The organism is Candidatus Bathyarchaeota archaeon, assembly GCA_023131225.1.
Taxonomy (GTDB): domain Archaea; phylum Thermoproteota; class Bathyarchaeia; order Bathyarchaeales; family SOJC01; genus JAGLZW01.
In genome coordinates this window covers 48,970-57,697 of the sequence record JAGLZW010000026.1, presented here as the reverse complement: position 1 = coordinate 57,697, position 8,728 = coordinate 48,970, and the positions used below count along the sequence as shown (strand labels likewise).

The following is an 8,728-nucleotide window of genomic DNA, read 5'->3' as shown; positions in this document are numbered from 1 at the left end:
ATAGCGACTTTTATAGACGCCTTTCTTTTGCAAAAGTGTGGTCGAAACGACTTCCATTTAGCCCTCAGAAGGTTGGTTTATCTTTTGTTTTAGATGATAAGGATATTGTAGAAATGCATGTGCGATAGTTTATCGTGAAGCCATGGCGATTCTTTCCATTTCGTTGTGTTTAGATACTGCGTAGCTTTTTATATCATTATTTGCTGCCAGAATAAGTTCTTGCGCTATGCATTCTTCTAGTGTGCGAGGATTACCAAAAGTTGATTTTCGAGCGCCTTCAGACAATAAACGAAGAGCAATGTCTACTCTTCTTTGCGGCGCAAGGTCAACAGCCATGTGGTAAGCTGTACCTCCGTACCTGATTCTGGTCGTGTCTTCGCAGGGAGCAGAATTTTCAACGGCTTTTACGAGGACTTCAACTGGGTTTCTTCCCGTTCGCAGATGGATAATTTCAAATGCGTTTTTCAACGTGTTTATTGCTCTTACCTTCTTACCCGCCTGTTTTCCTGGTCTCATTAAGTTATTTATGAATCTTTCAACAATGTTTACTTCTGCTTTGTGAAACCTGTGATGCTCATGTCTCCCCATGCTGTGAGGGACAAAGACTGGTGTAGTAGAGACGTATTTTTTTAGACTAGGGTCTTGTAGCTGAATTTCTTGAAAGCTCCATTTTCCGAAAAGTTTTATTTCCTGTGCTTGTTTGCTCATTTTTTGCCACTTTCTTTTAGCGCATTGGTTTCTGTTTTCTACCGTATACAAGTTCGTTTAGAGACACACCGTTGACCATGATGACTTTCCATCTTACACCTGGGATGTCGCCCATGCTTCCTCCTCGGGAGCCTCCGATGCCTTCAACTATCACTTCGTCATGTTCGTCCACTACGTTTAGGGCTCCGTCGCCTGGTAGAAAGGCTGTTATGGATCTGCCATTCTTGATGAGTTGTGTTCTTACGCATTTCCTGATGGCGCTGTTGGGTTGTTTGCTTTCAATGCCAACTTTCTCTAGCACAATTCCCCGTGCCATAGGTGCACCTTGTAGAGGGTCGGCTTTAACGTCTAGTCTAAGCATTCGCCGTTTGTAGTAGCGGTCGCTCCAACGGAACTTCTTCCTTTTCTCAACTAGCTGTCTTGCGGCGAATTCACCTGTTGGCGACTTTGAACCCATGCTTCAAATCATCTCGCTACGATAAACCACATTTCTAATATTTAAACTGTCATATGGAAGTTTTTTGCTAATATAGGAAGTCTACTTTGGTTTCCTGTAGATTTTGACGCCGTCTCTTTCTGTGACATACTCGAATCCAGCCTCAATGAGTTCCCTATCTTCCTTCACTCCAGTTGAAACACGTGTCGTGTAGTCGTCACTCTCAAAGCTGACCAGCTGAGTGTAAAGCATTGTGTTATTGATGTTCTTGTGGCCTAACAGTTTCATTACGTGAACGATGTCTTTTGTTCTGTGGTATTCTATGGTAGCTTTCCAATGCCATAGAGTGTGAAAGCTTGTGTTTAACAATCTGGGGTTATAGAGTTTTGTGGCTAACTGTTTTCCTTTTGTGTAGAATTGTTGTTTGATGTAAATTATAGTGTTTTGAGGGAACACTCAAGCTCTATTGGCATAGAAACCGAACCGGTCTTGTGCTGTTGGGGCAGATTTCAGAATTTGTGCGTTCGTCACAAAAAATAGGGGGGAGGAGTGAGGTAAAGGGGTTCTGTCTTGCCCTCACGGTCCAGTAGTCTCATATGTAAAGGCTTGAATTTCGGATTAAATTTATTTTATCTCCGAAAACTTGGATAGAAACCTTCATATCAATTGGTTAAACCTTAGCAAAGCCTTTGAAAAACGTCCCTCTTGCGTTTTCTTTGCCTTTCTAAGTGAAGTTTGATTAATTGCTTGTGGAGAGAGTCAATTTCGTGCTTATTCGGAAGATATTTTCTGGAACCCTTTTCACACCCAACAACTCGATTATTATCCCTGTAGCAATCGGGTTTTTTACATGTTAAAAATGGTGAATCTGCTCAAAAAGGTTAATTTGAAACTTGTTATCATATTATTGTTGTAGTTGATATGAGACACTTTATTTACAGGGAATGGGTCCCAGCAAGCTTATTCATAAAAATCCTAGTAGGCTTTGTTTCCTTACTTACTGTGTGTATACTATTGATACTTGTTACAACTGGGTATGCTTTTCAAAATCTCTTTTTAATTGTTATCCTAATGTCTGTTCCAGGATTTTTGTTACTCGTGTTTTGGAATTATAAGGGTATAAGAATAGAATTGAGCACTAGAGAACTTTTGATTACCTACGGCATTCTTAATCGCAAATCAATTCCATTAGAAGATATAGTCTCATGTAAACCAACTAAAGCATCTTTTGGAAGATATGGTGGCATAGGCGTTAGATATGGCATTGATGGCTCTTGGGCTTACACAACATCGTTTGGAGATGCAGTGAAGATAATCCGACGGAAAGGAAAACCATTCGTATTTTCTTCAAATAACCCTCAAAAAATCTGCAACATCATCAATCAAACCAAAAGTGGGAAGATACTGGAGGCAACACAAAACCAGAAATCTGCGGAAGTCTAGAAATTTTGGGGAATATGTGCATTCTGGGAAGCCTTGTGTCAATTCTATAGTCCGAAAGAAGGAACCTCAAAAGCCATGTTAGATTTGATATAACATCAAAACCTTGGTTATATCAACGGATAAACCGAATAACCCTCCCATTTGACTCCCCCACAGCCCGAAAAATGCGAAACGAGAAAGTGGTATTATACGCCTCTGTTTAGGTAGAAACGTCGTTATGGATGGTAAAAGTATCCTGAGTTCATAACTTAGATTTGCAGTTCATGATAAGTAAAACACACGCCTTTGAGTAAAGGAAATAGACACTTACTAGAATAGCGATAATCACTTAGCTAAGACCCATGAGAGAAGCTAATTCAAGAGGAATTATCAACATTTGAAGTTGAGGAGGTTTCTTGCTTTGAGAGGAACTAAGCAAGTATCAATGAAAAGCTTCTTAAGAAAAACCGAAACAGTTATCGTTTCACGCGTTTTTTTATGTGGAGGCATGTGTTGACATGAGGATGGAAGCCTCATGAAAGTTGAGAAGGGGATTAGCATCCAGAATGTTGTGGCTTCAGCCGCTTTCAATCATCCGATAGACTTAGCCGCCATAGTAAAAGCTTTTCCACATGTTGAGTATCGACCAGAAGTTTTCCCTGGGCTCGCTTTTAGATTGAAGAAACCCAAGACTTGCACCCTCATCTTCAAAACGGGGAGAATGGTATGTACTGGCGCAAAATCAGAGAAGGAGGCCAGAAAGGCAATTCTGAAAACTGCCAGAAAGCTAAAAAATGGAGGCATAATAATCACCGGAAAACCTCAGATAACGATTCAGAACATCGTTGCCTCTGGAATTCTCTGCGGACCGATTGATCTCGAAAGGATGTGTGAGCTAACTCACGAGGGCGGGAGCCTCATGTATGAGCCGGAGCAGTTTCCAGGCGCGATCTACCGAATGGAAAGCCCAAAGGTGGTTTTCCTCATATTTTCTGCTGGCAAAATCGTGTGCGTAGGCGCAAAAAAGGAAGAGGAAATCTACGAGGCTGCGGAAATTCTTCAGCGAAGGCTTAAGGAGATGGATGTTCTTTATGAAGAAATGCCCTAAATATGAAAGTAGGGAGGTTTAGAAGCAATAGCTTGGCAACTGATCACGGTGCCCCAGATATTGATAATAAGGTATGAAGAGCTACGTTGCCGACGGTGCAACCACAGGTGATGGAGAATTAACTGTCCTAGCTGCGGAAAACCGATGAAGAAACATCGGAAAAAGGCGGAGTACGAGTGCAGAAACCCAAAGTGTTCCGTAATCTTCGTAAGAATATATCGTGGCACAAAACAAGTTGGATTGGAGCCGAGACTCAATGAGCACATGATTATACGTTTGAGAAGCGAAAAGTGAAGAAAGAACATAGAACCTGCCCTAGGTGCAGGTCGGTTCTTAAGCTAGGTTCTATCCTAGGAGGGAGGACGGTATATGTGGTGTGGAAAAAAAGTAAAAGCGGTATCAAAACTCATGGCTGATAATTCAGCAGAACCCCTTTTTTCTCTGCGCTGAAGATCCCGTCGCGAACAAGAGTCCGCAATTGCCTTCAAGATGAGTATTGTCGATAAAAAAAATGCATGCGGAGCTGTCTTCACACTAAAACGTTTACCTGTTTGTTGCTAAAATCCCTAAGCATATCTGCTTAATTCGGCTAACAGTGCACTTTTTAGCTTCTTAGGCTTAGTCTTCACTATCTTGACATGTAGGGCTTCATGAAAACTGAGAAATTTCCTCAGTGTAGATACTAATTCAACAACAAAGTTTTCTTCAAAGCGTCCTTCCTCTAAGACCAAAGAATTAACGATCATCGTTTTGTTCACCCTGTCCAATTTCGGATCAATTCTTCCAACAAATTTTGAACCACAAAGGATAGGCAAGACGTAGTAGCCATATTGCCTCTTCTCCGGAATCTTATAGATTTCCCACACGTAAGTGAAACCGAAAATTTCGGAGATCATTCTCCGGTTCCAGATGAAGTTATCAAGAGGAGCAATAAAATGAATTTCTTCTTCAATGGAAGAATCTTCTGCGACCTCGAGCATCTCTAAATATCTTTCTAGAACGTAATAGACATGCTTAACACCTTCTACTTTTACTGGACAGATCTTTCTATCCTTGACCATTTCTTCTACTATTGCCTTGCGTTGTGGAGATTTTAATGTATGCCAGCCAAATCTCCAGTCACGTGTATCAACGAAACCGTAAGCCCTCATGTATTTCTCAATCATGAATCGGTCATATTCCTCTCTAGTGGGTATCTCAACGATCAAGTTCTTAGGCAGGATGTGCTCCATCAAATCGTAGTATCGACGATTTCCATCCACATGATGAATCATTACCTCTCCACAATCCCAAAGCAAGTTTAAAACACGTTTTGCAGCTTTGCGCCCCACTTTTTCAAAATCCTTTGCACACAATGGGCCATTAGCTTTGATAGTTGATAATACGTGACGAACTACACCTTTAAGTTCTTCTCGCCTAGCTTTCAAACGTTCATAGAAAGGCGAGTGAAACTCCATATAATTTTGCATTCGATAGTTAAAATATCGGAACTCCTCCATGGGGATAATTGATTTCTCGTTGCACCAGTATTCGAACACAGCTTTGTCCTTGTAGAGTAACGTGTCTAAATATGAGAGTTTATAGTTGCCTACTCTGTTATAGAGAACTAAGTGATGGTTGCGGTGGACAACACGGACGGGATCAATTTGGACACATTCCAGCCGCCTGATTGCCTCCAACGTTCCATTTTTTCCTTCGCTGTGCTGAAATCTCTGCCTAGTGATGAGAAATCTTCTCGCAGTCTCCTTTGAAACCGTCGTCAACCTCATCTTGTTCCCTTTATGTCTTTGTTAACTCTTCGGAGTTGAATTCGTTGTCATGCCAATATTATATACATACGAATAAAAATGTCTGCAAAAGACCATCAAGAAATCCCAGAGTTATTCTGTCAGTTGCAATGCTATTTTTTCACCTGAACGACTATAAACCACTACATTTTCTTTTCCAGCAAATGGATATGCCACTATCATTATTATTCTACCCCAAGAATGGTTCAAGTCTCCTACCGAAGGCTTTGCCACGCCTGATGGGTGCGAGTGAACACTTCCCATAAGCGAAAAGTCCATCGGAAGCATATATGCAGGAAAGCTTGAAAACCCTCTGCCATGAGTAGCCAACGGGGGAATCACAAGGTCTGTTATTTCGATTCTGCCTCTTTTAGCCTTACCACGTAAAAGAAGAATCGTTTCCCGAGGATATGCGACTCTTGCACTTTCTAAAATAGCATCTAGCAATTTCCGACCAATCACAACCTCTGCTATCATTACGACCAGCAAACCAAAATATCTCATCCACATTTATATCCATCGCTTGAACATTCAAAAAGGCTGAGCAAAAATGTCTCCTTGGCGTCTGCTAAAACCCAAAACAGACAATGCCTTCGTTAACATGGCGGTTGACGAGGCCATACTGCGGGCGAGAATCGAAGAAAAAGTACCTAATACTTTACGTTTTTTTCGTTGGTACCCTTCTGCCGTGTCTATTGGGCGTTTTCAGAACGTTTACGACGCAGTTGACTTGGAAAACTGCAGAATCCACGGCGTGGATGTGGTTAAGCGTATTTCCGGAGGCGGCGCGGTTTACCATGACTCTGAAGACGAAATCACCTACAGTGTTATCGTGAAACAGGAGGATTTAGGAACGGATGACGTCGCAGAGGCGTACATGCGAATTTGCAGCGGACTAATTGAAGCAGCTCAAATTCTAGGCGTAGACGTTGAATACGACAAGGGTAATGTCAAACAATGTCCTAACATAACCGTTAAAGAGCGGAAGATTTCTGGAAGCGCTCAGGCACATAAAAGAGGTGTAATTCTTCAACACGGTACTCTCTTGATGAACGTTGACTTGCCGAAAATGTTCACATTTCTCAAAGTTCCTTGGGCAGACACCCGTGTAGACTTGATAAATATTGCTACGAGAAAAATTACGTCGGTTGCAGATGAGTTAGGCAGCTGTGTAGCCGTCGACCGAGCTTGTGAAGCGTTGACCAGAGGATTTGAAAAAGCTCTCGGCATAAAGCTTGTAGGAGGCATCCTGACAGATTATGAGTTAAATCTTGCGCGGAGACTAGAAGAAGGAAAGTTTGCAACTTATGAGTGGAATTTCGAAGGTAAGACTAACCTATTAAGCTCCAAACCAGTCAGTTAGCTTCATATCTTGTTCCAACTTTATGTCCATTGGCTTAAAGGTTTGTTCAAGGGCCGTCGTTAAGTTGCGAATATAATCTTCTATATTAATCTCTGCCAAACTCCTTACGTGACTAACGGGTTTCACTGTGAACGTTTTACCCTTGTAGTTGAAGGGCTTAACCTTTATGAAATGAACTGTATCTCGGCGGCTTATCTTTTTCCCAGCGTTAATGAGCTGTGAGGCACATTGATAAGGCTGAGGCATAATCTTTGTTGCGCTGGTTCTTTTAGCAGGATCATAATACAGTTGCACCGAATAGACAAGGTCTTTAAGTTCCACGTCACGTTCCCGCAGCTTCTTTATTGCGCTGTGGACTAGGGCAACAATTTCCCTTTTCGCCAAAGAATACTGTTCCATGCTCTTCACTTCGCTAAGCACTTTTACACAGTCGCGAAAAACTTGTTGAATGAATTTTGGCGCGTTAGATTTTATCGCTGTCAGGCCTTTCAAGTCGGGGATTCCGTTTTTTGTTATGCCGAAATATGATTTTTTTGCTTTTGATAATACGCAGAGAGCGTAGCGTTTTTCTATGGCTAAGTCAAGATTCAACTTTTTCTTAACGGTGTCAATTAGGCTTTGCACCTGCCACGGTGACGGCTTGTCTAAGAAAATGGAGTCGGTGTCGCCGTAGGTTGGATGCATTCCGGTTTCTCTTGCAATTTTCCATGTAGTCTGCAGTGCCCATCGCCCATAGCCTGTTATGGATTCTGCAAGTGGGGGGCATGCAACTCCATGGATGCGAACGGTCACGCCATAGCTGGAAACACTTATCAGTTTAAGCAGCTTCGATGCAGCCTTTGCTAACTGTCTCTCCTGCTCTGAGATGGAAGTATCATTGGACAGGGGTTTGAACCAACGGATTCGGAGATCCTTCAATGCTCCTATCAGTAGAGAATAGAAGCCTTTCCGTTTCGTACAAACATGATGTTCTATTTCAGAAATTTTGTTGACTTTGCATTCTTCGTGGGGACAATTAACTGTCTCGTATGAGAGGTTGTAGCTGTCTATACAGCTGGGGTATAGGCTCTCAAAATCGCAGACAACCGTGTCGAAGTATATCCCTGCTTCTGGTTCAATTGTGAGGGCGCCAGGAACTTGGTGTGTTTCATAGCCTCTTCGCAGTTCTTTGGATGTGGGGATAAGAACATTGTTGTTGCGAAGATGCGTGTAAATCATAGATTTTATCCAGTCGCTTACTCTTCGGCTGGCGTAAGCTTCTGGAATGGGAATATTGGCTATTCTTGCAAGCAAGAAAGCGAGGTAGATTTGTTCTGTAGCATCTTCCTGCCTTTTCTCACTATCCAACAGATCCATGTTGATTTTTGGAACTGGTTGATGACAGAGGTTGAACCATTTCTCAATTTGTGCGTATTTTGGCGGGGTTGTCTGTCTTTCTTGTGCAAAAGCTTTATCAAATTTTTGTTTCAAGTCCTGCTGAACAGTTTTAGCCACTACAAAGTTGTCCCCTTGTTGGATGTACGGGGCGCCAAACACTAGACCATTGTCGTAAATGTAGCTTCGACTGTACTCGATTTCACTTTCCCAGACATTCCTAAACTGCCTAGTTATCTTCTTAAGGAATGTTGGAGTCCAAGCCTTTACTTTTGCGAGTTGTACTATTTCGTCAGTGAACAAGTTTAGTTTCTTAACAAGCTCCACTTCGCCTTGAATACTCGCTACTGCTTTTTCCTCTTCTTTTGACAAAGGACAAGTTGCTAAGAAGTAAGGTTTATACTTGCTAGTGCTGAACTCTCTAATTTCTCCGCTAGACGAATCATAAAACTCAAGTTTAATCTCTCGGTTTGTATCTGTGAACTTTACATTCCACAGGAATAGCATCTTGTTCCTAATAGTTGTCTAAG

The 8,728-nt window shown here is 41.9% G+C and carries 9 protein-coding genes; 3 read left to right on the top strand and 6 right to left on the bottom strand.

Annotated elements, in window-relative coordinates; translation table 11 throughout:
- Window positions 1–129: 129 nt before the first annotated feature.
- The 3 genes from KAU88_06990 to KAU88_06980 form a co-directional block, all read right to left on the bottom strand.
- Window positions 130–708: a 30S ribosomal protein S7 gene (locus tag KAU88_06990; protein MCK4478256.1), complete on the bottom strand. Its 579-nt coding sequence runs from the start codon at window positions 706–708 to the stop codon at window positions 130–132.
- A 16-nt stretch (window positions 709–724) separates the two neighbouring features.
- A complete protein-coding gene (locus tag KAU88_06985) occupies window positions 725–1,165 on the bottom strand; it encodes a 30S ribosomal protein S12 (protein ID MCK4478255.1) in 441 nt (146 codons plus the stop codon).
- An 81-nt stretch (window positions 1,166–1,246) separates the two neighbouring features.
- Window positions 1,247–1,600: a hypothetical protein gene (locus KAU88_06980; GenBank protein ID MCK4478254.1), complete on the bottom strand. Its 354-nt coding sequence runs from the start codon at window positions 1,598–1,600 to the stop codon at window positions 1,247–1,249.
- A 675-nt stretch (window positions 1,601–2,275) separates the two neighbouring features.
- Here KAU88_06980 and KAU88_06975 point away from each other — a divergent pair.
- Together KAU88_06975 and KAU88_06970 are read left to right on the top strand one after the other, a co-directional pair.
- The gene (locus KAU88_06975) at window positions 2,276–2,587 is read left to right on the top strand and encodes a hypothetical protein (protein MCK4478253.1); all 312 of its coding nucleotides are present in this window, start codon (window positions 2,276–2,278) and stop codon (window positions 2,585–2,587) included.
- A gap of 514 nt (window positions 2,588–3,101) precedes the next feature.
- Window positions 3,102–3,674 carry a TATA-box-binding protein gene (locus KAU88_06970; protein ID MCK4478252.1) on the top strand — a complete coding sequence of 191 codons (573 nt, stop codon included), beginning with the start codon at window positions 3,102–3,104 and terminating at the stop codon, window positions 3,672–3,674.
- 566 nt (window positions 3,675–4,240) lie between these two features.
- Here the strand turns inward: KAU88_06970 and KAU88_06965 are convergent.
- Complete coding sequence (locus tag KAU88_06965; protein MCK4478251.1) at window positions 4,241–5,443, bottom strand: YcaQ family DNA glycosylase; 1,203 nt, start codon at window positions 5,441–5,443, stop codon at window positions 4,241–4,243.
- A gap of 111 nt (window positions 5,444–5,554) precedes the next feature.
- Entirely contained in the window at window positions 5,555–5,965 is a 411-nt protein-coding gene (locus tag KAU88_06960) for a Mov34/MPN/PAD-1 family protein (protein ID MCK4478250.1), read from the bottom strand.
- Between the two features lie 46 nt (window positions 5,966–6,011).
- Here KAU88_06960 and KAU88_06955 point away from each other — a divergent pair, with 46 nt between their 5' ends.
- Window positions 6,012–6,824 (top strand): lipoate--protein ligase family protein, encoded by an 813-nt coding sequence (locus KAU88_06955; protein ID MCK4478249.1) that lies wholly within the window; start codon window positions 6,012–6,014, stop codon window positions 6,822–6,824.
- Here the strand turns inward: KAU88_06955 and KAU88_06950 are convergent.
- On the bottom strand, window positions 6,801–8,705 hold the full coding sequence (locus KAU88_06950; GenBank protein MCK4478248.1) for a hypothetical protein: 1,905 nt from the start codon (window positions 8,703–8,705) through the stop codon (window positions 6,801–6,803). The genes KAU88_06955 and KAU88_06950 overlap by 24 nt on opposite strands.
- Window positions 8,706–8,728: the final 23 nt, after the last annotated feature.